The following is a 24,067-nucleotide window of genomic DNA, read 5'->3' on the forward strand; positions in this document are numbered from 1 at the left end:
GTAGAAGCCGGAACAGTTGCCGATCCGGAGCAGCTCCGGATCGGCCGCGAGACTGGTCACGCGGGTGCCCTCCTGTGCAAGCGTCGTAGCGATTACAGGGTCACACCGAGGGAGTAAAAAAGCAAGCCCGCGTGCTTGTTAATGGGTTCGGTAGGCTGCGGGCGTGTCCTCGACCTTCACCGTACTTCTGCTTCTCGCGCTGGCCGGGTTTCTGCTCGGCGGGGCGATCACCCTGTGGAAGAGCACGCGGTGGATGGCTGTTTCGCTCGGGGTCTGCGCGGTGCTCGCGGGCGTCGGAGCGTTCGTCTGGGGGCAGTAGCGGCGCGGCGCGGCCCGTGACCACCACGGACCGCGCCGGACGACCCGGCTACCCCGCCGGAGCGAGCTCCAGCAACCGCCGAGCGCCGGTGACCTCCGCACCGGCCCAGAACGTCTCCGTACAACCGTCACCCGACACCCGCGCACCCGAGGCGCGCACCGCGCAGGACTTGAAGGCCCGCCCCGCGACGCTCACCCGATGCTGCGCCGGACGCATGCGGTACCCGAGTTCCTCGGGCGGCAGCCCGCCCCACAGCACCGTCTCCGAGTGCCCGCCGCCGAGCGGCGGCACCAGGTCGGACCGGTAGCTGTCGACCGCGATGGCCAGCACGTCGGGCCGGATCTCGCGGACGGCGGCGGCGGGCCAGTGCTCCAGGTCGAGCGGGACGGCGCCGAGGATCTCCAGCGGGCGGACGGCGGCGGGGTCGGAGACGGGGACGATCACCTCCCACCCGGAGGCCCGCATGTCGAAGAGCCAGCCGCCGAGGTGGTGCACCACCTCGGCGACGTCGGGCGCGACGACCACCAATCGATAGCGGAGTTCGTAGCGGCGGGCGTGTGCCCGCCATTCCATCGGAGAGTAGGTGCCGAAACCACGTTCGGGCAGGTCCGCGGATCGTACTGCCATGTTCCATCCGTTCTCGATGCCACACCGGCGGCAGCTCGCCCGACCACGACCGCGCGGCACGAAGGCGCGCGCGATTCGCCTCGACGAGGTAAGGGCGACGACGCACCGGGACTGGGGGGCCGGGCGTCGCGCTCGGACGAAAGCGTGCCGCGTCCACGGTAACGGCGTTACTGCGATCGGATCGCGAAACGGCGGATTCCGACCGGTCCGCCGGAGCCGGGGCCGATCCGTCGGCGCGCGCACTGACCGATTACGCCAATGAAGTGCGGAAACCTTTTCGGTCGGTGAGCCGGGTGAGCTGACACCGCGAGGGCTCACTTCCCGATAACCATGTTACTGTCCAGTTGGGTCTCTTCCGTGACCGGTCGCACTCGACCGGCCCGGGGTGACCGAGGACATTCCGGCGAAGGGGCCGGGGTGGTGGCCAGGGAGAGTTCGGATGGATCGACAGCAGCGGCGCTCGCGGTGGCGGGGCCGGATGACGGCGGCGGCACTCGCACTCGCCTGTGCCGCCGGGCTCACGGCGGCGGTGGCGGCACCGGCGACGGCCGAACCGGTCAGCGCCTTCTACGTCCCGCCCGCGCAGGTCCCGGCCACGCCGGGCACGATCATCAAGACCCAGCCCCTCTCACTGTTCGCCACCCTGCCGACGGAGCAGGGCTGGCCGGGCAAGGGCGAGCTGATCATGTACAGCAGCACGCTGCAGGACGGTTCGCCGGTAGCCACCACCGGCACCTACATCGCCGCCGCCGGGCCGTGGCTCGGCCCCGGCCCCCGCCCCACCGTGGTGATCGCGCCCGGCACCTCCGGGCAGGCCGATCGCTGCGCCATGTCGGTGGCCTTCTCCACCGGGCTGACCGCCTTCATGGACCCGTCGCCGAGCATCTCGGCCAACCAGGAGCTGCCCTCGTCGGCGGCCTGGGCCGGGCTCGGCGCGAACGTGGTGATCCCGGACTACATCGGGCTCGGCACCCCCGGCATCCACACCTACGGCAACCGGTTCGAGCAGGGCCACGCCGTGCTCGACGCCGCGCGCGCGGCCAACACCCTTGCCGGTGTGGGCCCGGAGACCCCCCTGGTCTTCTGGGGCTACTCGCAGGGCGGCGGGGCCACCGCGTCCGCCAACGAGCTGCTGCCCGAGTACGCGCCGGAGCTGAATCTCAAGGGCATCTGGGCGGGCGGCCCGACCGCCGACCTCTCGGCGATCCTGGACAAGATCGACGGCGCGCTGATCGGCGGCGCCATCGGCTACGCCATCAACGGCATGCTGGCCCGCTTCCCCGAGCTGCAGCTGGCGCTGCAGCGGGTGAGCAGCCCGTCGGGCAAGGACATGCTCGCCACGCTCGGCGAGACCTGCATCGGCGACCTGATCTTCCGGCACCCGTTCCTGCGCACCAATTCGCTCACCGTGGACGGCCGCTCGCTGGGCGAGCACCTGACCGACCTGCCGGAGGCCGCCCCCGTGCTCGCCGAGCTGAAGGTGGGCACCCTGAAGCCGCACGCACCGGTGCTCATCACCAGCGGCCGCCATGACGACACCGTGCCGTACGGCCAGGCCAAGCAGCTCGCGCACGACTGGTGCGGCCTCGGCGGCACCGTCGAGTTCCGGACCAACGAGCTGCCGCCGATCCTGCCGGGATTCACGATCCCGAACCACTTCGGCCCCGAGCTGATCGACGGTTTCAGCCCGAACAGCGTGATCGCCTACCTGCTGGACCGGCTCGCGGACAAGCCGATCTCCGGCTGCTCCATCGACTGATCGGAAACATCGTTCTAACATTCCGAGAATCAGAATCTCGGATCGAGGACACGTCATGGGAACAAGCCGGGTGCGCAGGGTCGCGGCGGTACTGGCCGGGGCGATCCTGCTGCCGGTCGGGGTGGTGGCGGCGCAGCCACCGACCTCCGGGGTGCGGCACATCGGGACGGTCGCGGATGTCGCGGCCGCCCCGGCGGAGTGCGGCCCCGGCTCGGCGCCGGAGACCGGGATGCAGGGCGAGGTGCCCGCCGCGGATCGCTCCAGCGGGCGCAGCGCCGCCGGGTACCGGTGCAACATCAGCCGGGTCGGCGGCTTCGACGGGCCGGGCGGCGGCATCGTCTCGGCCGCCTTCGAGCACTGCGTCTACGTCGGCAGCTTCTTCCCCGGCAGCCTCACCGGGCCGAGCCCGGGCGTGCAGGTGCTCGACGTTTCCGATCCGGCGAACCCGGCACCGACCGCCACCCTGACCGAACCGGCGATGCTGGCGGGCACCTGGGAATCGCTCAAGGTGCACGAGGGGCGCAAGCTCCTGGTGGGTGCCGGGGTTCCGCTGCTCACCGGGGCCGGGCTGCTCTCGGTCTACGACCTCACCGACTGCGCGCACCCGCGGCTGCTCAACCCCGGGCCGGGCACTGCCGTCGACCAGCCGCTGCCGATCATCGCGCACGAGGGCGGGTTCTCTCCCGACGGGCGCACCTACTGGTCGTCCGGGACCGCACCGGGCGTGCTCAGCGCCATCGACCTCACCGACCCGGCGCAGCCGCGGATCATCTGGCAGGGGCTGCCCGGGCTCTCCGTGCACGGCATCGGCTTCAGCCCGGACGGCGACCGGCTCTACCTCGCCAACAACTTCGGCGGGCTCACCGTGCTCGACACCTCCGCGGTGCAGCGCCGCGACCCCGACCCGCGGGTGCCGACCCTCTCGGCCACCTCCTGGACCGACGGGTTCGCCTCCCAGCACGCCGTCCCGGTCACCTACGGCGGGGTGCCGCACCTGTTCGTGGTGGACGAGGCCGGGTCCGGCGGGGTCAAGATCTTCGACGTCGCCGATCCGGCGCAGCCGCGGCAGCTCAACTCGATCAAGCTGGAGATCAACCTGCAGTCCAACCAGGACACCGCGCTGGCCTCCAGCTTCGGCGGGTCGCTGTTCGCCTACGACGCGCACTACTGCACCGCCGACCGGCCGCGCGACCCGACCGCGCTGGCCTGCGGGTGGCTCGCGTCCGGGATCCGGGTCTTCGACATCCGCGACCCGGGCGCGGTCAGGGAGATCGCCTACTACAACCCGCCCGCGCGCACCGGGCAGCCCGCCGGGGCGAATTCCCCGCAGTCGCTCTTCTCGATCGCCGGGGTCCCGCTGCTGAACGCGGGCGCGCTCACCCAAGCGCTCGCCGCCGGGGTCTTCGACCCCGCGCAGGCGCTCGGCGGGGTGCGCGGCGACCGGCTCACCGGGGATCAATCCGCCGACCTGTGCTTCTCTCCGCCCACCTGGCGGGGCAATCAGCTCTGGGTGACCTGCTCGGACAACACCTTCCAGACGCTGCGGCTCGACCCGGCGGTCTACACACCGCCGCCGGACCAGCAGACGACGGTCGGCTCCTAGTCCCCGGCCGACTCCCGCTTGCGTCCGGATCTCGGTCGCCGCGGGGGCGCGCTCCCGGCCGCCGCGGGCGTGCCTGCCGCCGCCGCGCCCGCGCTCCCACGCGCCTGCGGCTCCGAGCCCGTGCGCTCCTTCGCGCGGGCCCGCGACTCCGCCTTCGTGCGCGCTTCCGCGCTCCGGCGCGCACTCGAACCCGCGCCCGGTTCACCCACGCCCAGCACGAAGAGCCGCAGATCCTCCGGCACCCCGCTCAGCGGCGCCGCGAAGAGCCCGCGGCGATACGGCTTGACCCGCCCGCCGAGCGACTCCAGCGTCTCGGGCTGCAACCCGCGCAGGGTGGCCTCGGAGAGCATGGTGTTCCCGTTGCCGCCCGCCTCCATCACCCTGGCCGCGATGGTGACGTCGACGCCGAGCCAGTCGCCGCCGATCTCGCGCGGCGAGCCGGTGTGCAGCCCCATCCGCATGCGCGGGCGGTAGTCGCCGAAGTCGACCGCGCCGAGCGCGCGCTTCATGGCGACGGCGGCGGCCAGCGCGCGGTCGGGGGAGTCGAAGACGGCCATGAGCCCGTCGCCCATCCGCTTCACCACGGTGCCACCGCGCTCGACCACCGGCGGCTCGATGGCGAGCGCGACCCGGCGCAGCAGATCGAGCGTGGCCTGATCACCGGCGGTGAGCGACCAGCGGGAGAAGGCGACCAGGTCGGTGAAGAGCACCGTCACCTCTTCGCTGCCCCGGCCGCGGCCGACCCGCTCCAGCACGGCCTGCCACACCTGCAGCGCGCCGAAGCCGACCTCGCGGGCCGCGCTCGGGGTGTCTCCGACGAGCCGGTCGGCGGCGCGGGCGACCGCACGCGGGCCGCCGGGACCGGTGACCGAGAGCGGATCCCCGAACGCCGGATCGCCGGGCAGCCGGTGCCTGGCCCGGCGCAGCACGCCGATGATCTCCTGGCGCCGGTTCGCGGAGTGCATCAGCTCGGCCAGCCGCTCGCGCTGCCGCCGCGCGCGGCGGCCGAACGCGGAGGCGCCGGTAACCGCCTCCGGCTCCGGCTCGGGATCGGCACCGCCGGATGTCGGTCTCACGGTGCGAGGGTATCGCAGCGCATCGGCGGAAAGCGGGGCCGAAGGTCACAGGTATCCGGGAAACGGCAGCGCAACGCTGGAAAAGGGCGATGAACGCACCGGGCCCGGTGTGGCAGGTGCCACACCGGGCCGGCGGCGACGACCACCGGGCAGTGGTGGCCGATGCGGGGCCGCGACCTCGGTAGATCGCGGCCGCACCCGAGCGGCGAGGGACGTCGGCTCGGGTGGCTCGGAGGTTGCTCCCCGTTCGGGGAGTAACCGATCGTGTGCGGTTCAGGCGTCCCTGCGGTCCGCGTACACCAGGGCGGCGACGTAGACCACCGCGACGAACGCGATGAAGTAGAGCAGGCTGCCCCACACGCCCCAGTGCCAATTGCCGCCGACCTCGGTGACGGTCAGGAACCGGTTGATGTTCTGGAAGGGCAGGAAGGGTCCCACATTACGCCCGAAGTTGCCGAATGCACTCAGCAGCGGCTCCAGCAGCAGCGACCAGAGCACGATCAGCGAGATCGCCGCGGCCGACTGCCGCACCAGCACGCCGACGCCGACCGCGAGCACCACCGCGAGAAAGGCGTAGATCGGGATGCCGTAGACAGCCCGCCATTGGCCGTCGAAGGTCAGCGCGACCGTGGCCTCCGAGCCGCCGACCACCTTGGCCACCGCGACCGCGCCGAGCGCGACCAGGGTGCTCAGCGCCGCCCCGTACAGCCCGACCAGCCCGGCCTTGGTGAGCAGCACCGCGTACCGGTTCGGCACCGCCTGGAAGGTGGTCCTGATGACCCCGAAGCGGTACTCGCTGGTGACGGTGAGCGCCGCCAGGATCATCAGCACCATGACCCCGAAGCCGGTGACCCCCGAGGTCGCGGTGCTGATGTCGAGCGCGGGCATGCCGACCTCGGGGTCATCGGCCGAGGTCCGCACCACGAGCGCGAAGAGCGCGGCGAGGCCGAGCCCGAGCGCCACGATCACCGCGGAGCACCACCAGGGCGACCTGGTCGAGGTGAGTTTGATCCGTTCCGCTGCCAGCACGCCCATCAGAGCGCACCTCCCATCACCTGGTCGACTCCGCTGCCGTGATATTCGACCGCGCCACCGGTCATCCTTATGAAGGCGTCCTCCAGCGAGGCGCGCTGCGGCGCCAGCTCCAGGAGGGTGATGGCGTTCTGCCCGGCCAGCGTGCCGACGGCATCGCTGGTGACCCCGGCCACCACGAGCGCGGGGCCGTCCTGGCCCGCGCCGTCCTCGCGCACCGTCATCCCCGCCGAGGTGAGCAGGCTGCGCAGCTGGTCGAGCTGCGGGCTGCGCACCCGGACGGTCGCCTCCGAGGCCCGTTCGATGAACTCCTGCGTGGTGGAGTTGGAGATCAGCTCGCCGCGGCCGATCACGACCAGGTGGTCGGCGGTCTGCGCCATCTCGGAGAGCAGGTGGCTGGAGACCAGCACGGTCCGGCCCTCGCCCGCCAGCCGCTGCATGAACCGGCGGATCCAGAGGATGCCCTCCGGGTCGAGGCCGTTCACCGGCTCGTCGAAGAGCAGCACCTCCGGGTCGCCGAGCAGCGCCCCGGCCAGGCCGAGCCGCTGCGACATGCCGAGTGAGAAGCCGCCCGCCGCCTTGTTCGCCACCTCGGAGAGGCCGACCAGCCGCAGCACCTCCTCCACCCGGTCTCTGCCGATGCCGTTGGAGGCGGCCATCCAGTGCAGGTGCGAGCGGGCGGAGCGGTTCGGGTGCACCCACTTGGCGTCCAGCAGTGCGCCGACGGTGCGCAGCGGGTTCTTCAGCTGCCGGTACGGCACCCCCTTCACCAGCGCGGTCCCGGACGTGGGGGTGTCAAGTCCGAGGATCATCCGCATGGTGGTGGATTTACCCGCACCGTTCGGCCCGAGGAACCCGGTCACCTGCCCGGGCCGGACGGTGAACGTCAGATCCCGTACCGCGACCGTCTGGCCGTACCGCTTGGTCAGACCCTTCAGTTCGATCATGGGGCCAAGCATTCCGCACCGGGGGTGCTCCGCGCGTCGGCAGCAAGTCGCGGCGCGCGTCATCCTCGCGGAGGACCCGCCCCGGACTACAGCTCGGGGGAGGAGGCCTGCGCCCAGAACCGCTTGGGGATGCGCCCGGCCAGCCGGGCGGCGTGCCCGGCGCGCACCGCGTCGGCCATCGCGGCGGCCATCAGCGCCGGTTTGCGGGCCCTGGTGACGGCGGTGGCGAGCAGGACGGCGGAGCAGCCGAGCTCCATGGCGAGCGCGGCGTCGCTCGCGGTGCCGATGCCCGCGTCCAGGATCACCGGGACCTCGGCTCCGGCCACGATCATCTCGATGTTGTGCGGATTGCCGATGCCGAGGCCGGTGCCGATCGGCGAGCCGAGCGGCATCACCGCGGCGCAGCCCGCCTCCTCGAGCCTGCGTGCCAGGATCGGGTCGTCGTTGGTGTAGGGCAGCACGGTGAAGCCCGCGTCGACCAGCTGCTCGGCGGCGCTGAGCAGCTCGACCGGGTCCGGGAGCAGGGTGCGCTCGTCGGCGACCACCTCCAGCTTCACCCAGTCGGTCTCCAGTGCCTCTGCGGCGAGCTGCGCGGTGAGCACCGCCTCGGCGGCGGTGCGGCAGCCGGCGGTGTTCGGCAGCGGGGCGATGCCGAGCCGCTTGAGCAGGTCGAGCACGCCGGTGCCGCCGGCGGCGTCGATCCGGCGCATGGCGACCGTGGTGAGCTCGGTGCCCGAGGCGAGCAGCGCCTCCTCCAGCACGGTGAGGTTCTCGGCGCCGCCGGTACCCATCACCAGCCGGGAGCCGAACTCCCTGCCCGCGATGCGCAGCGGCTCGAACTCGGCGGCCTGGACCGCGGTGGCCTCGGGTGTGGCGAGTTCAGCCACCCTGGACCGCCGTCAGAACCTCGATGGCCCAGCCGCGGCCGACCGGCTCGTCCCACCGTGACTTGGGGAACACCGCGCCGTCGACGGCGAGCGCTATCCCCTTCGTCGGCAGCTCCAGCCGGTCGAGCAGCTCGCGCACCGAGAGCGGCGCGGCGAACTCGTGATCGGCGCCGTTCACGGTCACCCCGATCGGGATGGATGTCGTCATCCGATTCCTCCTGTGTCTGTGCGGAACCCGTCGCCGGGCCGATCAGCAGCCGCGTGCACCGGCCCGCGGGTGTGGGGTGTCCCGTCGGCGGTTGCGCCGACCGGCTCCCTGGTGCGTGGCGACCGGTCGGCGGCGGCCGACGTGCTGCCCGCGGTGGTCCGGGCCAGGAAACGCCCCGGGTCGGCTACCTCGGTTTCCAAAAGCGAATCCCCGTCGAGCAGGGCGAGTACGGCGTCCGCGGTGAGCGGAACGGCGAGCATGCCGTTGCGGCCGTGGCCGGTGGCCGCGATCACCCGGTCGTCCAGCGCGCCGATGAGCGGCAGGTTGTCCGGGCTGCCCGGGCGGGAACCGGCGCTCGCCTCGGCGAATTCGTACTCGGCGATGGCCGGGAACACCGCCTCGGCGTCGGCGATCAGATCGCGCACCCCGCCGACGGTGACCGCGGTGTCGAAGCCTGCCTCGTACTGGGTGGCGCCGACCACGATCCCGTCGCCGCGCGGCACCAGGTAGAGCGCGCGCCCGTGCACCCTGGCCCGGATCACCCGGCCGGGCGCGGGCGCGGCGCCCGGCCGGTGCCGCAGCCGCAGGATCTCGCCCTTCACCGGCCGCACCGGCAGCTCCGGCCGGAGCCGGGCGGAGGCGGCGCCCGCGGCGAGCACCACCCGGTCGGCGTCGAGCGCGGCGAGATCGTCCACCCGGTCGGCGTCGACCCGGACCCCGGCCATCTCGGCGGCGGCGCGCAGCGCGGTGATCAGCGCCCGGTTGTCGATGGCCGGCTCGTCGGCGAGCAGCCCGGCGCGCACCGTGCGGGCCAGCCCCGGCTCCCGCTCGCGAACGCCCGCGCGGTCGAGCAGCCGGAGTTCGTGGCCGTACCCGGCGACGAAGTCGGCGATCGTGCGCAGGTCGGCGGCGTCGGCCTGATCCAGCGCGACGGTCAGCGTCTGGTCGGCGACGAAGAGCGGGATGCCGGTGCGCGCGGTGAGCCGCTCGGCGAAGCCGGGCCAGCGCGCGAGCGCGGCGGCGCCGAAGCCGAGCACCCGCTCCTCGCCGGGCCAGCCCTCGGAGAGCGGGGCGAGCATGCCGCCCGCCACCCAGGATGCCCCCGCGGCGATCTCCGGGTCGGAGAGGGTGACGGACCACCCGGCCTCGGCGGCCCGCCATGCCACGGCGAGCCCGATGGCGCCGCCACCGACGACGGCCAGAGTCCGCATCCGCTCCACCTGCCTCCTTGTCCTTATCCACGGTAGCGCGGGGAGCGCCCCCCGCTGTCGGGTGCCCGGTACCGGGTCGACGGGCGGGATCGGGGTGACTACCGTCCTCTCCATGCAACCCGGCCACCCGGTTCCGCCGATCACCCCCGCCCGGCCCGTTCCGCCCCGGGACCGGCTCGGCACCGCCCGCCTCTACCTCTGCACCGACGCCCGCCGCGAGCGCGGCGACCTGGCGAGCTTCGCCGAGGCCGCGCTGGCGGGCGGGGTCGACATCATCCAGCTGCGGGACAAGGGCTCGCCGGGCGAGGCGCAGTTCGGCCCGCTGGAGGCCAAGCAGGAGCTCGGTGCGCTGGCCCAGCTCAAGGCCGCCGCGCGCAGGCACGGCGCGCTGCTCGCGGTGAACGACCGCGCCGACATCGCGCTGGCCGCGGGCGCCGACGTGCTGCACCTGGGCCAGGACGACCTGCCGCCCTGGTACGCCCGCAAGATCCTCGGCCCGGACGTGGTGCTCGGCCGCTCCACCCACGACCGCGACCAGGCGCGGCTGGCCGCGCTGGACGAGCACATCGACTACTTCTGCACCGGCCCGCTGTGGGCCACCCCGACCAAGCCGGGCCGACAGGCCGCCGGGCTGGAGCTGGTGCGCGCGACCGCGGCGGCCGCGCCGGTGCGGCCCTGGTTCGGCATCGGCGGGATCGACGCGGAGCGGCTGCCGGAGGTACTCGCCGCGGGGGCCTCGCGGGTGGTGGTGGTGCGCGCGATCACCGAGGCCGACGACCCGGAGACGGCCGCGCGGGCGCTCAAGTCCGCGCTGCTGGCGGACGCCTGAGCCGTGCGGTCAGGAGAGCACCTGGCAGCGGGTGAACGAGAGAACGGCGGCGTCCGGCGGCACCGCGGCGGCGGCCTCGTCCGTTTCGGTCTCCCGGTCGACGATCCGGGCGAACCCGCCGGGGCCTGCCGGCTCGGCGTGCAGCCAGACGAAGCCGCGATCGGCCAGGGCGACGGTGCGCGGCAGCGCCTTCGCCAGCCGGTCGTCCGCGGCGAGCCCGGCCGGGTCGATCCGCGCGGGGGCGGCCCGCAGCCCGGGCCAGGCCAGCGCGAAGCCGGGGTGCAGCGGGTGGCCGGCGACCTCGTCCTCGGGCACCCAGGCCAGCTCGGTGCTCTCCCGGTTGCCGACCGTGACCAGCGGCGACGGCGCGTCCGCGACGACGGTGGTGTAGGTCCAGCCGCTGGCGGCCTCCGATGTCACCCGCTCGGCGCGGACCCGGACGTCATCGGGGCGGATACCCGCCTCCTCCCACGCCTCGCGCACCGCCGCGTGCACATTCGTCTCGTGGCTGTCCCTGGCGCCGCCGGGCAGCGCCCAGGTGCCGCCCTGATGGCTCCAGAGCGCCCGGTGCTGCAGCAGCACCGCCGAACCTCCGCCCGCCAGCGGCGCCCGCAGCAGCAGCCCGGCCGCCCCGAAGCGGCCCCAGTGCTTCGAGCCGTCCGGGCCGAGCGACCAACCGTCCCCGTCACCACGCATCCGCACAACCCGCTCTCGTCCGGCCGCGGTGCTCCCGCCGGGGGCGTTTCACACACCGCGACTTCCGTACGACCACAATAAACTCCGGAGGCGGGCAGGTGCTCACCCGAAACTGGAGGTGGAGATGACGCCGGTCGATACCGACGTGCGGATCTTCGCGGCCTCCTCGCCAGGCAAGCTGCTCGCGATGGGCATGCTGCTGGTGCTGATCTGCCTCACCGCGGGGCTCACGACCTCGGACGAGGTCGGCGGCAGGCAGGACGCGCTGCGCACGCTGCTCGCCGACTCCGAGCCCGACGCGTACTCCGCGCACAGCCTCTACACCGCGCTCTCGGTGGCCGACGCCGCCGCCGGAACCGCCTTCATCGCCGGCGGCATCGAGCCGCAGCCGGTGCGCGACCGGTACAGCCAGGCGGTCGGCGAGGCCGCCGCCGAGCTGGTCGCCCGCTCCGGGCACAGCGGCGAGCCGGTCGACGGCCCGGACACCACGCTGCGCACCGGAATCGCCACCGGGCTCCCGGTCTACACCGGGCTGGTGGAGACCGCGCGCACCGCGAACCGCAGCGGCTACCCGGTCGGCGCCGCGTACCTCAGCGAGGCATCCAACCAGATGCAGACCGTGCTGCTGCCGATGGCGGGCGACCTGCACGAGCACCGCTCCGCCGCGGTCGTGCAGGCCCAGCGCGACCACGTGCGCCCGCCGTGGAAGGCGATCCTGCTGCTCACCGTCGCGCTGCTGGCGCTGCTCTGGGCGCAGCGCGAGCTCGCGCACCGCTGGCACCGCACGCTGAACCCCGGGCTGCTCGCGGCCAGCGTGCTGCTGCTCGCGCTCTTCGCCTGGACCGTGCTCGCCGGCTCCATCTCCGCGGTCGCCATGGTGCACGGCCGCGACGAGGGCGCGGTGCCCGGCTCCCGGCTCACCGAGAGCCGGATCCTGGTGCAGCAGGCGCGCGCCGCCGAGACGGTCAAGCTGGTCCGCCGGGACGCCACCGGCGACTACGACCGCACCTACGCGGCCGGGGTGACCCGGCTCGGCGAACTGCTCGACGGCTACCCGCCCGGCGCCCCCGCCGCGGACGACATCGCCTCCGCCCGCGCCGCGCTGGAGCGCTGGCGGGCCGCGCACCAGCGGATGAACGACACGCTGAACCGCGGCGACTGGGCCGGCGCCGCCGTCGTGGCGACCGGGAACGGCACGGCGGATTCGGCGGCGCAGGTGGAGGCGCTGGACACCGCGCTGGAGCACGCCGTCACCGAGACCAGGGACCGGCTGCGCGACGAGGTCGCCACGGCGCTGCGGGTGCTGAACCTGCTCGCGCCGGGCGCGTACCTCATCGGCATCGTGGTGGCGGTCTGCGTCGTCCTCGGATTGTGGCCGCGGCTGCGGGAGTACCGATGAGAGCGACGATTCCGCTGCTGCTGCTCCTCGCGCTGACCGCCGTCGCGGGCTGCGCGGAGCCGACCGCGCCGGGGGTGATCACCCGCACCGCCGAGTACACCGCCCCGCCGCTGCCCGCCCAGGCGGTGCCGATCACGCCGGGCGCCCCGCTGCCGACCGCTGCCACCGAGGACTGCGGCGACCCGACCGCGAGCCTGCGCCCGACCGGCGCGCTCACCGGCCCAGCGGTGGACGCCATCCGCGAGCGCGGGCGGCTGATCGTCGGGCTGGACGCGGGCAGCAACCTGCTGAGCTTCCGTGACCCGGTCTCCGGCAGCATCGTCGGCTTCGACGCCGATATCGCGCGGGAGGTCGCGCGGGACCTGCTCGGCGACCCGAACGCGGTCGAATTCCGCAGCCTCGGCTCGGCCGATCGCGAGCGCGCGCTGGTGGACCGCACCGTCGACATGGTCGCCAAGACCATGACCGTCACCTGCGAGCGGCGCCGCAGCGTCACCTTCTCCAGCGTGTACCTGCGGGCGCAGCAGCGGGTGCTCGCGCTGGAGAACTCCGGGATCAACGGGATCGGCGACCTCGCCGGACGCCGGGTCTGCGTGGTGCGCGGCACCACCTCGCTGGACCGGATCCGGCTGCAGCAGCCGGCCGCCACCGTGCTCACCGTCCCCACCTGGGCCGACTGCCTGGTCGTGCTGCAGCAGCGGCAGGTGGACGCGGCCAGCACCGACGACACCATCCTGGCCGGGCTGGCCGCGCAGGACCCGTACACCCGCGTGGTCGGGCCCGGTATCGCCGACGAGCCGTACGGGATCGGCATCCCCAAGGGCGACGACGACCTGGTGCGCGCGGTCAACGCCACCCTGGAGCGGATTCGCGCCGACGGCACCTGGACCGCGATCCACCGCCGCTGGCTCGCCGTCCTCGGCCCCTCCCCCGCCCCGCCCGCTCCGACCTACCGGGACTGAGCGCCATGCCCGAAGCCGCTGTCCCGCCGCCCGAAGCCGCCGCCCTTCCGCCGGACGCCGCGTCCCCCGCGACGCAGCGTGTGCCGTTCGCGGGTGCGGCGGATGCGGGTTCCGCGCCGGCGACCAGGCGGGTCCCCGCTGCCGACGACGAGCACGAGCCCGGCACGCAGCGCGCCGACGGCCCGGCGACGGGGGCGCCCGCCCCGGCCGACGGCGAGGCGACCGGGGCGCTCGCCCCGACCGGCCGCACCAACTCCGGGCGCAGCACCAGGACCACCCGCACCCGGCCGACCGTGCGCAAACTCGGCGCGGGGCTGGTCACCATCCCGCCGGTGCTCCCGGCCGACCCGCTCGCGGCGGTGCTCGACGACCCCGTCGTCGCCGAGGCCAAACGCTTCTGCTGGCGCTGCGGCGCCCCGGTCGGCCGCGCCGAGCACGGCACGCCGGGCAGCACCGCGGGCACCTGCCCGAAGTGCGGAGCCCACTACGACTTCCGCCCCGCCCTGCACCGCGGCGACATGGTCGGCGGCCAGTACGAGATCCAGGGCTGCCTCGCACACGGCGGCCTCGGCTGGATCTACCTCGCGGTCGACCGCAACGTCGACGACCGCTGGGTCGTGCTCAAGGGCCTGCTGCACGCGGGCGACGCCGAGGCACAGGCCGTCGCCATGGCCGAGCGCCGCTTCCTGGCCGAGGTGGCGCACCCGAGCATCGTCAAGATCCACAACTTCGTCGAGCACACCGCGGCCGACGGCGATGGCATCGGCTACATCGTCATGGAGTACGTCGGCGGCCGCTCGCTGCGCGACGTGCTCGACGACCGCCCGCGCCCGGACCGCATGCCGGTCGCCGAGGCGATCGCCTACGTCCTGGAGATCATGCCCGCGCTGGAGCACCTGCACTCCATCGGCCTCACCTACAACGACCTCAAGCCGGACAACATCATGATCACCGAGGACCAGGTCAAGCTGATCGACCTCGGTGCCGTCGCCCCCATCGAGGCGTACGGGAACCTGTACGGCACGAAGGGCTTCCAGGCGCCGGAGATCGCGAACACCGGTCCGACCGTCGCCTCCGACGTCTACACCGTCGGCCGCACGCTGGCCGTGCTCACCCTCCGGCTGCCCACCGACGGCGGCCGGTACCCGGATGGCATCCCGGACCCCGCCGAGCACGAGGTGCTGCGCCGCTACCCGTCCTTCCACCGCCTGCTGCTCTGCGCCACCGAACCGGAGCCGGAGCACCGCTTCCCCTCCGCGCGGACGATGGCGGCCCAGCTCACCGGCGTGCTGCGGGAGATCCTCGCGCTGGACACCGGCGCCGAGCATCCCCAGCTCTCCACCGTGTTCAGCCCGCCGCGCGCGGCCTTCGGCACCGAGGGCATCGTCCGCCGCACCGACGCCTACCTGGACGGCATCGCCAGGAACGAGACGCTCGACGCCGCCGAGATCGCGGCCGCCCTCCCGGTCCCCCTGCTCGACCCCGCCGACCCCTCCGCCCCGCTGCTCGCCGCCACCGTGCACCCGGACCCGGAGCAGACCGTCCGCGCGCTGCACGACGCCCGCGACCGCGCCGCCACCGATCCGGCGAACGCCCCGGAGACGCTCGACCTGGAACTCACGCTCGCCGAGGTCAAGGTCCGGCTGGACCGCGGCGAGGCCGCGCGGGCGCGCGAGCTCCTCGCCCACCTCGACGGCGAGGACGACTGGCGCATCCCGTGGTACCACGGCGTCGCCCAGCTCATCGACCGCGAGCACACCGCCGCCTACCGCGATTTCGACCGCGTACTCGGCCTGCTCCCCGGCGAGATCGCCCCCAAACTCGCCCTCGCCGCCACCGCCGAGCTCCTGGCGCGCGATGCCCCCGCGAAGACCGGCCCCGCGGTGGCGGCCGACGAGCCGGTTCCGCCCGCCGGACAGCCGGCTGCGGCCCACATCGGCGAGCCGGCGCAGCGCGACGTTCCCGCGGCGCCCGACGCGGAGCAGCCCGACGATTCCGCCACGATCGCCCGCCGCTACTACGAAACCGTCTGGCGCACGGACCGCGCCGTGGTCAGCGCCGCCTTCGGCCTGGCAAGGCAGTGGTCGGCCCGCGGCCGGACCGCGGAGGCGGTGCGCGCCCTCGACGAGGTCCCGCCCACCTCGCGGCACTACGCCACCGCGCGCACCACCGCGGTGGTCCTGCTGCTCACCGCGCACCCGCCCGCCGACCTCGACGAGGACACCCTGCAGCGCGCCGCGGCCAGGGTGCAGGCGCTCCCGGAGGGCGAACCCCGCGCCACCCAGCTCCGGGTACTCGTCCTCGGCGCCGCCCTCACCTGGCTACAGGCCGGAAACGAGCCGGAGCGCCGCACCCTCTTCGGCGCCCCCTTCACCGAACGCACCCTCCGCGACGCCACCGAGACCGGCCTACGCGCGCTGGCCCGCGCCGCCCCCACCCGCGCCCACCGCTACGCCCTGGTCGACCTCGCGAACACCGTCCGCGCCAGGACCTGGTTCTGATTCCGCGCCGGCGGCACCGACACGGCCGAGCGCGCCACCATCCGTGAGCCGGGCAAACCCAGCACGCCGGTATTACCCGGCCGGCACCGCGACCGCCGGTGCTACCCGTCGACCACCGCGACGGCCGCGCGCGCGATGGCCAGCTCCTCGTTGGTCGGCACCACGAGCACCGTCACCTCGGCTCCCTCCGGCGAGATCGCCCGCGCCCCGCGCCCGGACGCGATATTGCGCTCCGGATCGACCGCGATCCCGTACCGCTCCAACCCGGCCAGCGCATCGGCCCGCACCCCGGAATCGTTCTCCCCGACCCCGGCGGTGAACGTGATCGCCTGCACCGCCCCGAGCTCGACCAGGTACGCCCCGAGATACCGCCGCAACCGGTGCACGTACACCTCGTAGGCCAGCCGCGCCCCGGCATCGTCGGCCTCGACGAGCTTCCGCAGCTCCCGGAAGTCGTTCACCCCGGCGAGCCCCTTCAACCCGGACTCCCGGTTCAGCAGCCGATCCACCTCGTCCACCGCGACCCCGTTACGCAGCAGGTGGGTGAGGACCCCCGGGTCGATATCACCTCCACGGGTGCCCATGACCAGCCCCTCCAGCGGCGTCAGCCCCATGCTGGTGTCCACCGCCCTTCCCCCCCGGATGGCCGAGGCCGACGCCCCGTTCCCCAGGTGGAAGACGATCTGGTTCAGCTCCGCCGGTTCCCGCCCGAGCAGCAGCGCCACCTGCCCGGAGACGTACTCGTGCGACGTCCCGTGGAATCCGTACCGCCGGATTCCGTACCGCTCGGCGGTGGCGGTGTCCAGCGCGTACGTCCGCGCGGCGGGCGGAAGCCCGTGGAAGAAGGCGGTGTCGAAGACGGCGACCTGCGGCACGTCGGGCAGCAGCCTGCGCGCGCTCTCGATCCCGGTGCGGTTGGCCGGATTGTGCAGCGGCGCGAGCTCGGCCAGATCGGAGATCGTGGCAAGCACCTCGTCGTCCACCAGCGTCGGCCGGTAGAACACCTCGCCGCCGTGCACCACCCGGTGCCCGACCGCGGTGAGCCCGGCCTGCGCCAGCTCGTACCCGGTCTCGGCGAAGAGGTCGAAGGCCACCTTCAGCCCGGCCTCGTGATCGGGAATCGCGAGCTCGCGCCGCACCTCCCGATCCCCGGCGCGGTGCTCGACCCTGCCGTCGCCCTCGCCGATCCGCTCGATCAGCCCGGAGGCGAGCACCTCCCCGGAGTCCGGGTGCAGCAGCTGGTATTTCAGCGAGGATGACCCCGAGTTGAGGACCAGGACCGTCGACATCGCTCTCCCACCTATCCCTGCGCCTGGATGGCGGTGATCGCCACCGTGTTCACGATGTCGGCGACCAGCGCACCCCGCGACAGATCGTTCACCGGCTTGTTCAGCCCCTGCAGCACCGGGCCGATGGCGACCGCGCCGGCACTGCGCTGCACCGCCTTGTAGGTGTTGTTGCCCGTATTCAGATCGGGGAACACGAAAACCGTCGCCTTTCCCGCCACCTGGGAATCCGGCAGCTTGGCATCGGCCACCGTCGGCTCGATCGCCGCGTCGTACTGGATCGGCCCCTCGACCGGGAGCTCCGGCGCGCGCTGCCGCACCAGGTCGGTGCCGACCCGCACCTTGTCCACGTCGGCGCCGCTGCCGGATTCGCCGGTGGAGTAGGAGAGCATGGCCACCCGCGGCTCGATGCCGAAGCGCTGCGCGGTGGCGGCGGAGGAGACGGCGATGTCGGCGAGCTGCTCGGAGGTCGGGTCCGGCACCACCGCGCAGTCGCCGTAGGCGAGCACCCGATCGGCGAGGCACATGAGGAAGACGCTGGAGACCGTCGCGACGCCGGGCACCGTCTTCACGATCTCCAGCGAGGGCCGGATGGTGTGCGCGGTGGTGTGCGCGGCGCCGGACACCATCCCGTCGGCGATCCCCTCGTACACCATCATGGTGCCGAAATAGGAGATGTCGGTGACGATTTCGCGGGCCCGCTCCAGCGTCATCCCCTTGTGCTTGCGCAGGTCGGTGTAGATCTCGGCGAAGCGCTCCACGTGCTCGGAGCCGAGCGGATCGAGCACCTCGGCGGCGGCGATGTCGACGCCGAGCTCGGCGGCGCGGGCCCGGATCTTCTGCTCGTCGCCGAGGATCACCAGGTCCGCGATCCGGCGCTGCAGCACCCGCCCGGCCGCGCGCAGGATGCGGTCGTCGCTCCCCTCGGGCAGCACGATCCGCTTGCGGTTCGCCCTCGCCCGCTCGATGAGCTGGTACTCGAACATCTGCGGCGTCACGATCTCGGTGCGCGGCAGGTCGATCCGGGCCAGCAGCTCGGCGGCGTCGACGTGCTCCTCCATCAGGGCGAGCGCGTTGTCGACCTTGCGCGAGTTGCCCGACGACATCCGGCCCCTCGTGCCGTGCGCGGCGCCCGCCGCGTCGTAGGTGCCGAGCTTCGTGGTCAGGATGGGCAGCCGCGGGCGCAGCCCGGTGATCAGCCGGGAGATCGCCGGGTGCGGCAGCATCCCGCCGTTCATGATGATCCCGGCCAGTGAGGGGAAGCCGTCGGCCTCGTGCGCGGCCACCACGCCGAGCAGCACGTCCGAGCGGTCGCCGGGGGCGATCACCACCACGCCCTCGGTGAGCCGCTCCAGGATGTGCTCGGCGGTCATGCCGCCGACCATCACCGAGAGCGCCTCCCGGTGCAGCAGCTCCGCATCGCCGCTCCAGAGCTCGCCGTCGACCGCCGTGCAGAGCTCGGCCATGGTCGGCGCGATCAGCAGCGGCACCTCGGGCAGCGTCCAGCACGGGACCTCGAACCCGGCCAGCTCGGCGCCGATCTCGCCGAGCGCCTCCGGGTCGCAGCGGTTCGCCACGATCGCGACCGACTGCGCGTGCTCGGCGTGCAGCTCGCTGGTACACAGCTCGACCAGCTGCCGCACCTCGTCCGGGGTGCGGCCCGCGCCGCGCACAACGAGCAGCACCGGCGCCCCGAGATTCACCGCGATCCTGGCGTTGAAGCGCAGCTCGCTCGGGCTGGCGACGTCGGTGTAGTCGCTGCCGACCACCACCACCGCGTCGCAGACCGCGGCCACCTCGTGGAACCGCATGACGATCTCGCTGATCGCGGAGTCCGGGTCGGCGTGCACCTGGTCGTAGGTGACGCCCACCGCCTGCGCGTAGTCGATGTCCGCGGTGCTGTGCTCGAGCAGCAGCTCCAGGATGTAGTCCGGCTCGGTGGTGGAGCGGGTGATCGGCCGGAAGACGCCGACCCTGGCCGCGGTGGCGCACAGCATCTGCAGCACCCCGAGCGCCACCGTCGATTTCCCGGTGTCGCCCTCCGGGGAGGCGATGTAGACGATGGACGGAGCGTGATCGGCCATGGCGACGAGCTTAGTGAAGGAACCGGGCGGATCGCCCGGCGCGAGCGGCCCCGGCATGAACTGTCGGCAACCGCACCGCGAACGGTGCTATTCGTCGAAGGGGGTGCGGGTGCGGCCCACCAGATCGGCCACCGAATCGATCACCGCCGTCGGCCGGTAGGGGTACGCCCCCACCGACGCCACGGTGGAGATCCCGGAGGTCACCAGGATGGTGCGCATGCCTGCCTCCAGCCCGGAGATGACGTCGGTGTCCATCCGGTCGCCGATCATCACGGTTGACTGCGAGTGCGCGCCGAGCCTGCGCAGCGCCGAGCGCATCATGAGCGGGTTCGGCTTGCCGACGTAGTAGGGGTCGCGGCCGGTGGCCCTGGTGATCAGCGCGGCCACCGACCCGGTCGCGGGGAGCACGCCGTCGCGCGAGGGTCCGGTGGCGTCCGGGTTCGTCGCGATGAAGCGCGCACCCCGCTCGACCAGGCGAATCGCGGTGGTGATCGCCTCGAAGGAGTAGGTGCGGGTCTCGCCGAGCACCACGTAGTCCGGGTCGCTGTCGGTGAGCACGTAGCCGATCTCGTGCAGCGCCGTCGTCAGCCCGGACTCGCCGACCACGTAGGCGGTGCCGTTCGGCCGCTGGTCGTCCAGGAAGGTCGCGGTGGCCAGCGCCGAGGTCCAGATCGCCTCCTGCGGGATGTCCAGCCCCGAGTGCCGCAGCCGCGCCTGCAGGTCGCGCGGCGTGCGGATCGAGTTGTTGGTGAGCACGAGGAACGGGATCTCGTTCTCCCGCAGTTCGCGCAGGAAGGTGTCCGCCCCGGGGATGAGGTGGTCCTCGTGCACCAGGACACCGTCCATGTCGGTCAGGTAGGACAGGATCGGTTCGTCGTTGGCCATCACGGAGCAATTATCGCGCGTTCCTCCGCTCCGCGCGGCGCGCCGCCCTGGTGGCGCGCGCCATCCGGAACAGATAGGCCGGTGTCGGCGGCACCCAGGCGAGCTGTTTCGCGGTGCCGAGGTCGTCGCGGTTGGCCCAGTGCTCGATCAACAGCCCGTCGGCCACCCGGAACCAGTGCGTCTGCGTGGTGGCGAAGCTCCGCCCGGTGGGCGGGAATGCCTGCTCCACCCCGCCCTCGGCGTCGTAGGTGACGAACGGGCCGGTGTGCCGCCCGGACATGGTGGTGCGCACGACGACGAGGTCGCCGTCGGCCACCACCTCGTGCACCTCCCAGCGCAGGTCGGAGTAGGCGGCGCGGAGCCAGAGCGCGGTGGCGTGGAACCCGGCCGGGCCGGGCACGCGGCAGGCGGGCGGCTCGTCGACGGCCTCGCGGTTGGTGGCCTCGGGGTGCACGACGGCGTGGAAGTCGGCTTCCGCGCCGGTCGCCATGAACTCGAGGCTGCGCAGGGCGAGCGCGCGGGGGTCGGTGGAAGTGGTCATGCGGGTTCCTCGCTCGATCGAAGGGGTTGCAGAGGTGGATCGGATCCGGCGGCCCCGATGTCAACGGTCCGGCGGAATTCATCGCGCCGCGCACGTCGCGCGGCGGCGGGTCGCCAGGCAAAACGACTGGCCGATGGCGGCGTGTTGCGCGAGGATGCGGCTCAGCACACCGCCGAACGCCTCCGCTGCCGTCCGGCCGACCATCAGGAGCCCCCGGCGATGACCGACCCGACACACCCCCGCTTCCCGCGCGCCGCGCGCTACCACCCGGACTGGATCAGGGCGGCCGTGAGCGGCGGCGCCAACCCGCTCCTGCTCACCGAGTGGCTCACCGAGGCGGTCGAGCTGCGGCCCGGCATGCGGGTGCTCGACCTCGGCTGCGGCCGCGGCGCCTCCTCGGTGTTCCTGCACACCGAGTTCGGCGTCGAGGTGTGGGCGGTCGACCTCTGGTTCGACGCCGCCGAGCGGGCGCAGCGCTTCCGCGACGCCGGCGTCGCCGACGCGGTCTACGCCCTGCACGCCGATGCCCGCGCGCTCCCCTTCGCCCCCGGCTTCTTCGACGCCGTGCTCAGCATCGACTCCTTCGTCTACTACGGCACCGACGACCTGTACGCGAACTACCTGACCCGCTTCCTGCGGCCCGGCGGCCAGCTCGGCATCGCGGGCGCCGGGCTCACCGCCGACCCCGGATGGCCGGTCCCGGAGCACCTGGCCGCCTGGTGGGAGCCGGCCCTGGCCTGCCTGCACCCGGCGGAGTGGTGGCAGGCGCACTGGGAGCGCAGCGGCCTGCTCGAGGTCGAGCTGGCCGACGCCATGCCGGACGGCTGGCAGCGCTGGCTGGACTGGCAGCGCGCCGTCGCCCCGGACAACGCCCCCGAGATCGCCGCGCTGGAGGCCGACCGCGGCCGCCACCTCGGCTACGTGCGCGCCGTTGCCCGCCGACGCGCCGACGTCGAGCCGGACGCGCCGATCACGACCGTCCCCGCCGCCTACACCCCGCACCCGCTGCTGCGCGACCCCGCGCCGGGGGCCGAGTAGCGCCGCTCCTCTATGGTCGATGCAGGCGGGCGCCCGGCACGAAGTGCCCGCGGCAACGTGGCGACAGGAGCGGCGCACATGGCAGACCTCAAGCTCGGGTACAAGGCCTCGGCGGAGCAGTTCGGACCGCGGGAACTGGTGGAGATCGCCGTCCTCGCCGAGGAGCACGGCCTCGACAGCGCGACCGTCAGCGACCACTTCCAGCCCTGGCGGCACAAGGGCGGGCACGCTCCCTTCTCGCTGGCCTGGATGGCCGCGGTCGGCGAGCGCACGAAGCGGATCCAGCTCGGCACCTCGGTGCTCACCCCCACCTTCCGCTACAACCCCGCGGTGATCGCCCAGGCCTTCGCCACCATGGGCGTGCTCTACCCGGGCCGGATCATGCTCGGCGTCGGCACCGGAGAGGCGCTCAACGAGATCGCCACCGGCTACAAGGGCGAATGGCCCGAGTTCAAGGAGCGCTTCGCCCGGCTCCGCGAGTCGGTCGCGCTGATGCGCGCGCTCTGGACCGGCGACCGCGTCGATTACGACGGCGAGTACTACCACACCGTCGGCGCCTCCATCTACGACGTCCCCGAGGGCGGCATCCCCGTCTACATCGCCGCGGGCGGCCCGGTCGTGGCCAGGTACGCCGGCCGCGCAGGCGACGGCTTCATCTGCACCTCCGGCAAGGGCATGGAGCTCTACACCGAGAAGCTGCTGCCCGCCGTCGCCGAGGGCGCCGCCAAGGCCGAACGCGACCTCGACCCCATCGACAAGATGATCGAGATCAAGATCTCCTACGACACCGACCCCGAACTCGCACTGGAGAACACCCGCTTCTGGGCCCCGCTCTCCCTCACCCCCGAGCAGAAGCACTCCATCACCGACCCCATCGAGATGGAAGCCGCCGCCGACGCGCTGCCGATCGAGCAGATCGCCAAGCGCTGGATCGTCGCCAGCGACCCCGACGAGGCCGTCGAGCAGGTCAAGCCCTACCTCGACGCCGGCCTGAACCACCTGGTCTTCCACGCCCCCGGCCACGACCAGCGCCGCTTCCTCGACCTCTTCCAGCGCGACCTGGGGCCGCGGCTGCGCAAGCTGGGCTAGGAGTCCAGTTCGAGCCGATCCATCGTCGCCGCGAGTTCGGTGAGCGCGGCGACGATCTCGGCGAACCGCTCGGCGCCCAGCTCGGCGGCGAGCCGGTGCGCCACCTGCGCGTGCTGCGGGGAGATCCGGCGCACCGCCGCCAGCCCCTCGTCGGTGACGGCGACCAGCTTGGCGCGCCGGTGCGCCGGATTCTCCCGGTACTCGGCGAGCCCCTTCCCGACCAGCAGATCGGCGATGCGCTGCACGCTCTGCCTGGTGATTCCCATGGCTCGCGCTATGCCCGCCACCGGGAGCGGCTCGGGCAGCACCGCGCCGAGCACCTGCCACCAGGCGGCGGTGAGCCCGGCGGGGGCGGCGAGCTTCTCGGCGACCGCGAGGAAGCGGCCGTTCAGCGCGAACGAGGTGATGGCCGCGGTGCTGAACAGCTCCTGCTCGGTCACGCCCCGTGCTCCGCGAGCACGGCGTAGGCGCTCGGGTCGCGCTCGGCGAAGAGCCGGAACCAGGCGTCGAGCACCTGCGGCTCGTAGACGTCGAGCGCCGCGAAGACCTGGTGCGCGAAGTGGAACGGCGCCAGCGAGGTCGCGGTGATCACGTTGCCGTCGGTGACCGCGGGCTCGTTCCTGTAGTGCGCGCTGCCCGCGTAGCCGCTGGCCGCGAGGTAGCCGGGGTCGTTGCTGGTGTGCGCCCTGGTGTCGAGCAGCCCGGCCTTGGCGAGCCCGAAGGTGGCGCCGCAGATGGCGGCGACCGGGCGTCCTGCGTCGAGGAAGCCGCGGGCCAGCCCGGCGAAGCCCGCCAGCTCGTCGCCCTGATCCCAGAGGTTCGCCCCCGGCAGGATGAGCGCCGCCGCCCGGTCGAGGTCGACCTCGGCCAGGTCGACGTCGGGCAGGACGCGCATGCCGCCGCCGGTGGTCACCGGCTCGGTGTCGCGGCCGACCGTGCGCACCGCGAGCGAGCCCGGCTCGCGCTGCAGCTCGGGGTTGTTGAGGTAGGCGATGGCGGCCCCGACCTCCCAGTCGGCCAGGGTGTCGTAGACCGCCGTGTACACGATGCGAGGTTCCGAAGTCATGACAGCATACTGTCAAATCTGA

22 protein-coding genes and 1 pseudogene are annotated in these 24,067 nt (G+C 73.3%); 9 read left to right on the forward strand and 14 right to left on the reverse strand.

The window, feature by feature from the left end:
• Nucleotides 1-163: 163 nt before the first annotated feature.
• Complete coding sequence (locus tag ACFO0B_RS15355; RefSeq protein ID WP_378613108.1) at nucleotides 164-319, forward strand: hypothetical protein; 156 nt, start codon at nucleotides 164-166, stop codon at nucleotides 317-319.
• A 48-nt stretch (nucleotides 320-367) separates the two neighbouring features.
• Here the strand turns inward: ACFO0B_RS15355 and ACFO0B_RS15360 are convergent, their stop codons facing one another.
• Nucleotides 368-946: a hypothetical protein gene (locus ACFO0B_RS15360; RefSeq protein ID WP_378613109.1), complete on the reverse strand. Its 579-nt coding sequence runs from the start codon at nucleotides 944-946 to the stop codon at nucleotides 368-370.
• Nucleotides 947-1,385: 439 nt separating this feature from the next.
• Here ACFO0B_RS15360 and ACFO0B_RS15365 point away from each other — a divergent pair, with 439 nt between their 5' ends.
• The gene (locus ACFO0B_RS15365) at nucleotides 1,386-2,705 is read left to right on the forward strand and encodes a lipase family protein (RefSeq protein ID WP_378613110.1); all 1,320 of its coding nucleotides are present in this window, start codon (nucleotides 1,386-1,388) and stop codon (nucleotides 2,703-2,705) included.
• Nucleotides 2,706-2,760: 55 nt separating this feature from the next.
• Nucleotides 2,761-4,308 (forward strand): LVIVD repeat-containing protein, encoded by a 1,548-nt coding sequence (locus ACFO0B_RS15370; RefSeq protein WP_378613111.1) that lies wholly within the window; start codon nucleotides 2,761-2,763, stop codon nucleotides 4,306-4,308.
• 203 nt (nucleotides 4,309-4,511) lie between these two features.
• Here ACFO0B_RS15370 and ACFO0B_RS15375 read toward each other — a convergent pair.
• From ACFO0B_RS15375 to thiO, 6 genes and pseudogenes are all read right to left on the reverse strand, one after another.
• Nucleotides 4,512-5,273: pseudogene (locus ACFO0B_RS15375) on the reverse strand (adenylate/guanylate cyclase domain-containing protein); the annotation flags it as partial.
• 384 nt (nucleotides 5,274-5,657) lie between these two features.
• A complete protein-coding gene (locus ACFO0B_RS15380; protein ID WP_378613112.1) occupies nucleotides 5,658-6,419 on the reverse strand; it encodes an ABC transporter permease in 762 nt (253 codons plus the stop codon).
• The gene (locus ACFO0B_RS15385; protein ID WP_378613113.1) at nucleotides 6,419-7,363 is read right to left on the reverse strand and encodes an ABC transporter ATP-binding protein; all 945 of its coding nucleotides are present in this window, start codon (nucleotides 7,361-7,363) and stop codon (nucleotides 6,419-6,421) included. The genes ACFO0B_RS15380 and ACFO0B_RS15385 overlap by 1 nt, the downstream gene beginning before the upstream one ends.
• A gap of 86 nt (nucleotides 7,364-7,449) precedes the next feature.
• The gene (gene thiG / locus ACFO0B_RS15390) at nucleotides 7,450-8,250 is read right to left on the reverse strand and encodes a thiazole synthase (protein WP_378613114.1); all 801 of its coding nucleotides are present in this window, start codon (nucleotides 8,248-8,250) and stop codon (nucleotides 7,450-7,452) included.
• The gene (gene thiS / locus ACFO0B_RS15395) at nucleotides 8,243-8,458 is read right to left on the reverse strand and encodes a sulfur carrier protein ThiS (protein ID WP_378613115.1); all 216 of its coding nucleotides are present in this window, start codon (nucleotides 8,456-8,458) and stop codon (nucleotides 8,243-8,245) included. Before thiS ends, thiG begins: the two co-directional genes overlap by 8 nt.
• Nucleotides 8,455-9,669 (reverse strand): glycine oxidase ThiO, encoded by a 1,215-nt coding sequence (gene thiO / locus ACFO0B_RS15400; protein ID WP_378613117.1) that lies wholly within the window; start codon nucleotides 9,667-9,669, stop codon nucleotides 8,455-8,457. Before thiO ends, thiS begins: the two co-directional genes overlap by 4 nt.
• A gap of 112 nt (nucleotides 9,670-9,781) precedes the next feature.
• Here thiO and thiE point away from each other — a divergent pair, with 112 nt between their 5' ends.
• Entirely contained in the window at nucleotides 9,782-10,498 is a 717-nt protein-coding gene (gene thiE / locus ACFO0B_RS15405; RefSeq protein ID WP_378613118.1) for a thiamine phosphate synthase, read from the forward strand.
• 9 nt (nucleotides 10,499-10,507) lie between these two features.
• On the opposite strand, the gene ACFO0B_RS15410 is transcribed toward thiE, so the two are convergent.
• Nucleotides 10,508-11,194, reverse strand: coding sequence for an NUDIX hydrolase (locus ACFO0B_RS15410; RefSeq protein ID WP_378613120.1), 687 nt, complete (start codon nucleotides 11,192-11,194; stop codon nucleotides 10,508-10,510).
• 124 nt (nucleotides 11,195-11,318) lie between these two features.
• Here ACFO0B_RS15410 and ACFO0B_RS15415 point away from each other — a divergent pair, with 124 nt between their 5' ends.
• The 3 genes from ACFO0B_RS15415 to ACFO0B_RS15425 are packed head-to-tail and all read left to right on the forward strand — an operon-like array spanning nucleotide 11,319 to nucleotide 16,056.
• Nucleotides 11,319-12,593 (forward strand): hypothetical protein, encoded by a 1,275-nt coding sequence (locus tag ACFO0B_RS15415; protein ID WP_378613121.1) that lies wholly within the window; start codon nucleotides 11,319-11,321, stop codon nucleotides 12,591-12,593.
• Nucleotides 12,590-13,555: a glutamate ABC transporter substrate-binding protein gene (locus ACFO0B_RS15420; RefSeq protein ID WP_378613122.1), complete on the forward strand. Its 966-nt coding sequence runs from the start codon at nucleotides 12,590-12,592 to the stop codon at nucleotides 13,553-13,555. Before ACFO0B_RS15415 ends, ACFO0B_RS15420 begins: the two co-directional genes overlap by 4 nt.
• A 5-nt stretch (nucleotides 13,556-13,560) precedes the next feature.
• Nucleotides 13,561-16,056 carry a serine/threonine-protein kinase gene (locus ACFO0B_RS15425; RefSeq protein ID WP_378613123.1) on the forward strand — a complete coding sequence of 832 codons (2,496 nt, stop codon included), beginning with the start codon at nucleotides 13,561-13,563 and terminating at the stop codon, nucleotides 16,054-16,056.
• Nucleotides 16,057-16,157: 101 nt separating this feature from the next.
• Here ACFO0B_RS15425 and ACFO0B_RS15430 read toward each other — a convergent pair whose 3' ends face one another.
• The 4 genes from ACFO0B_RS15430 to ACFO0B_RS15445 form a co-directional block, all read right to left on the reverse strand.
• Nucleotides 16,158-17,345 (reverse strand): acetate kinase, encoded by a 1,188-nt coding sequence (locus ACFO0B_RS15430; protein ID WP_378613124.1) that lies wholly within the window; start codon nucleotides 17,343-17,345, stop codon nucleotides 16,158-16,160.
• 11 nt (nucleotides 17,346-17,356) lie between these two features.
• Complete coding sequence (gene pta / locus ACFO0B_RS15435) at nucleotides 17,357-19,426, reverse strand: phosphate acetyltransferase (protein WP_378613126.1); 2,070 nt, start codon at nucleotides 19,424-19,426, stop codon at nucleotides 17,357-17,359.
• An 87-nt stretch (nucleotides 19,427-19,513) separates the two neighbouring features.
• Nucleotides 19,514-20,311, reverse strand: coding sequence for an HAD-IIA family hydrolase (locus ACFO0B_RS15440; protein WP_378613127.1), 798 nt, complete (start codon nucleotides 20,309-20,311; stop codon nucleotides 19,514-19,516).
• Between the two features lie 10 nt (nucleotides 20,312-20,321).
• Nucleotides 20,322-20,852, reverse strand: coding sequence for an ester cyclase (locus tag ACFO0B_RS15445; RefSeq protein ID WP_378613128.1), 531 nt, complete (start codon nucleotides 20,850-20,852; stop codon nucleotides 20,322-20,324).
• Between the two features lie 219 nt (nucleotides 20,853-21,071).
• Here ACFO0B_RS15445 and ACFO0B_RS15450 point away from each other — a divergent pair, with 219 nt between their 5' ends.
• A complete protein-coding gene (locus tag ACFO0B_RS15450; protein WP_378613129.1) occupies nucleotides 21,072-21,890 on the forward strand; it encodes an SAM-dependent methyltransferase in 819 nt (272 codons plus the stop codon).
• Between the two features lie 78 nt (nucleotides 21,891-21,968).
• Entirely contained in the window at nucleotides 21,969-22,979 is a 1,011-nt protein-coding gene (fgd, locus tag ACFO0B_RS15455) for a glucose-6-phosphate dehydrogenase (coenzyme-F420) (protein WP_378613130.1), read from the forward strand.
• On the opposite strand, the gene ACFO0B_RS15460 is transcribed toward fgd, so the two are convergent.
• A complete protein-coding gene (locus ACFO0B_RS15460; protein ID WP_378613131.1) occupies nucleotides 22,976-23,419 on the reverse strand; it encodes a MarR family winged helix-turn-helix transcriptional regulator in 444 nt (147 codons plus the stop codon). The two genes, fgd and ACFO0B_RS15460, sit on opposite strands and share 4 nt — an antisense overlap.
• On the reverse strand, nucleotides 23,416-24,045 hold the full coding sequence (locus ACFO0B_RS15465) for a DJ-1/PfpI family protein (protein WP_378613132.1): 630 nt from the start codon (nucleotides 24,043-24,045) through the stop codon (nucleotides 23,416-23,418). Before ACFO0B_RS15465 ends, ACFO0B_RS15460 begins: the two co-directional genes overlap by 4 nt.
• Nucleotides 24,046-24,067 lie beyond the last annotated feature (22 nt).

Source organism: Nocardia jiangsuensis (assembly GCF_042650385.1).
In the GTDB taxonomy this organism is placed as follows: domain Bacteria; phylum Actinomycetota; class Actinomycetes; order Mycobacteriales; family Mycobacteriaceae; genus Nocardia; species Nocardia jiangsuensis.

Bases quoted from the DNA above. Each gene is read 5' to 3' on its own strand.
- fgd (WP_378613130.1), top strand. From the start codon at position 21,969: ATGGCAGACCTCAAGCTCGGGTACAAGGCCTCGGCGGAGCAGTTCGGA.
- ACFO0B_RS15370 (WP_378613111.1), top strand. From the start codon at position 2,761: ATGGGAACAAGCCGGGTGCGCAGGGTCGCGGCGGTACTGGCCGGGGCG.
- ACFO0B_RS15430 (WP_378613124.1), bottom strand. From the start codon at position 17,345: ATGTCGACGGTCCTGGTCCTCAACTCGGGGTCATCCTCGCTGAAATAC.
- thiE (WP_378613118.1), top strand. From the start codon at position 9,782: ATGCAACCCGGCCACCCGGTTCCGCCGATCACCCCCGCCCGGCCCGTT.
- ACFO0B_RS15380 (WP_378613112.1), bottom strand. From the start codon at position 6,419: ATGGGCGTGCTGGCAGCGGAACGGATCAAACTCACCTCGACCAGGTCG.
- ACFO0B_RS15385 (WP_378613113.1), bottom strand. From the start codon at position 7,363: ATGATCGAACTGAAGGGTCTGACCAAGCGGTACGGCCAGACGGTCGCG.
- ACFO0B_RS15360 (WP_378613109.1), bottom strand. From the start codon at position 946: ATGGCAGTACGATCCGCGGACCTGCCCGAACGTGGTTTCGGCACCTAC.
- ACFO0B_RS15445 (WP_378613128.1), bottom strand. From the start codon at position 20,852: ATGACCACTTCCACCGACCCCCGCGCGCTCGCCCTGCGCAGCCTCGAG.
- ACFO0B_RS15425 (WP_378613123.1), top strand. From the start codon at position 13,561: ATGCCCGAAGCCGCTGTCCCGCCGCCCGAAGCCGCCGCCCTTCCGCCG.
- ACFO0B_RS15420 (WP_378613122.1), top strand. From the start codon at position 12,590: ATGAGAGCGACGATTCCGCTGCTGCTGCTCCTCGCGCTGACCGCCGTC.
- ACFO0B_RS15440 (WP_378613127.1), bottom strand. From the start codon at position 20,311: ATGGCCAACGACGAACCGATCCTGTCCTACCTGACCGACATGGACGGT.
- ACFO0B_RS15415 (WP_378613121.1), top strand. From the start codon at position 11,319: ATGACGCCGGTCGATACCGACGTGCGGATCTTCGCGGCCTCCTCGCCA.
- ACFO0B_RS15410 (WP_378613120.1), bottom strand. From the start codon at position 11,194: ATGCGTGGTGACGGGGACGGTTGGTCGCTCGGCCCGGACGGCTCGAAG.
- ACFO0B_RS15365 (WP_378613110.1), top strand. From the start codon at position 1,386: ATGGATCGACAGCAGCGGCGCTCGCGGTGGCGGGGCCGGATGACGGCG.
- thiO (WP_378613117.1), bottom strand. From the start codon at position 9,669: ATGCGGACTCTGGCCGTCGTCGGTGGCGGCGCCATCGGGCTCGCCGTG.
- ACFO0B_RS15450 (WP_378613129.1), top strand. From the start codon at position 21,072: ATGACCGACCCGACACACCCCCGCTTCCCGCGCGCCGCGCGCTACCAC.
- thiS (WP_378613115.1), bottom strand. From the start codon at position 8,458: ATGACGACATCCATCCCGATCGGGGTGACCGTGAACGGCGCCGATCAC.
- pta (WP_378613126.1), bottom strand. From the start codon at position 19,426: ATGGCCGATCACGCTCCGTCCATCGTCTACATCGCCTCCCCGGAGGGC.
- ACFO0B_RS15465 (WP_378613132.1), bottom strand. From the start codon at position 24,045: ATGACTTCGGAACCTCGCATCGTGTACACGGCGGTCTACGACACCCTG.